Raw genomic sequence first — 1,613 nt, 5'->3', positions numbered from 1 at the left:
TTATAGATCTCAAACAATCTATTTGCCGCCCGAAAATTCGCCAATAATCTTGAGAATTTTTTGATCAATTGGGACTCGATCGAGGATAATTAGAAAAAGTATTTTGACTCATAACCAAATCTAATCAAGAAGCCCAGTGACGATTCCCCTGCTAGAGTTGTTTGTATTCGCCACCGTTTTGTGCGGATTTTTAGGAACATTCCTGAAAAAAAACTTAATCATGAAGATTATCGCCATGGATGTCATGAGTACGGGCGTTATCGCCTACTATGTGGTGATTTCTTCCCGTGACGGTTTGTTTACTCCCATCCTCGGTACAGTTAAACAGCAAAATTACGCTGATCCTGTACCCCAAGCAGTGATTTTAACAGCGATCGTCATCGGTTTTTCGATTCAGGCGTTAATGCTGGTGGGAGTGATGAAATTAGCCAAAGATAACCCCACCCTCGACAGCAGCGAGATAGAAAAAAATAATACACCATGAATACTTTAACGATCGCTTGGATAAGTTTACCCTTTTTGATCGGCTTTATCATCTATTTATTGCCGCGATTAGACAAATATCTGGCTCTAGCAGCCACTATTATCTCTCTCGCCTATTCTCTCCTTCTATTTAGCCAATCCTACCCCATAACCCTTAACCTACTAGATAATTATGGCGTGAGACTGGTAGCCGATCAGTTAAGTGCCTATTTTATCCTCACCAATGCCCTGGTGACGATGGCAGTTATTTTTTATAACTGGGAAAGTAGCAAAACCGCCTTTTTTTACGCTCAAGCTATCATTCTCCACGGCAGTATTAATTCTGTCTTCGTCTGTGAGGATTTTATTAGCGTTTACGTTGCCCTAGAAGTAATTAGTATTGCCGCTTTTCTGGTGATTGCCTACCCTCGCAGCGATCGCTCTCTCTGGGTTGCCCTGCGTTATCTGTTTATCAGCAATGTGGCGATGTTATTTTACCTTATTGGCGCAGTTTTAGTCTATAAAGCCAATAATTCCTTTGCTTTTGCTGGTTTAAAGGGCGCACCTCCCGAAGCCTTGGCTTTAATCTTCATGGGATTATTAGTCAAAGGGGGAATCTTTGTCTCGGGATTATGGCTACCGATGACACACTCGGAATCGGAAACCTCCGTCTCGGCGCTGATGTCGGGGGTGGTGGTAAAAGCTGGCATTTTTCCCCTCCTGCGCTGTGCTTTAATCCTAGAGGATTTGGATGTCATAATTCGGCTTTTCGGGGTGCTAACGGCGATTTTTGGCGTGTCATACGCAGTGTTTGAAAAGGATAGCAAGCGGATGTTAGCCTTCCATACTATTTCCCAGTTAGGTTTTATTTTAGCCGCCCCGGTAGTCAGTGGTTTTTATACCCTTACCCACGGTTTAGTTAAATCTTGCCTATTTCTGTTAGCGGGAGTTTTACCCAGTCGCAATTTTAAAGAATTACAGCAACAATCGCTCCCTAATTCTCTCTGGATTGCCCTAGTGGTTGCTAGTTTTTCTATCTCTGGATTCCCCCTATTATCTGGTTTTGGGGCAAAAGCGTTAACGATGAAAAATTTAGTCCCCTGGCAAGAGATTATAATCAATCTTGTGGCGGTGGGGACGGCGATTTCCTT

The 1,613-nt window shown here is 43.1% G+C and carries 2 protein-coding genes; both read left to right on the top strand.

Going from position 1 to position 1,613, the window contains the following annotated elements; genetic code table 11:
- Positions 1–136: 136 nt before the first annotated feature.
- Positions 137–484, top strand: a complete 348-nt coding sequence (locus tag PX636_RS00310; RefSeq protein WP_002796737.1) for an NADH-quinone oxidoreductase subunit K — start codon at positions 137–139, stop codon at positions 482–484.
- Positions 481–1,613: cation:proton antiporter (locus PX636_RS00305; protein ID WP_288115861.1), on the top strand; the 1,133-nt coding region annotated here is incomplete at its 3' end. The genes PX636_RS00310 and PX636_RS00305, both read left to right, overlap by 4 nt.

The organism is Microcystis sp. M53598_WE2 (assembly GCF_030067735.1).
Taxonomy (GTDB): Bacteria; Cyanobacteriota; Cyanobacteriia; order Cyanobacteriales; family Microcystaceae; genus Microcystis; species Microcystis aeruginosa.
The sequence above is the reverse complement of the archived record's forward strand: the minus strand, read 5'-3'. Positions and strand labels throughout refer to the sequence as shown.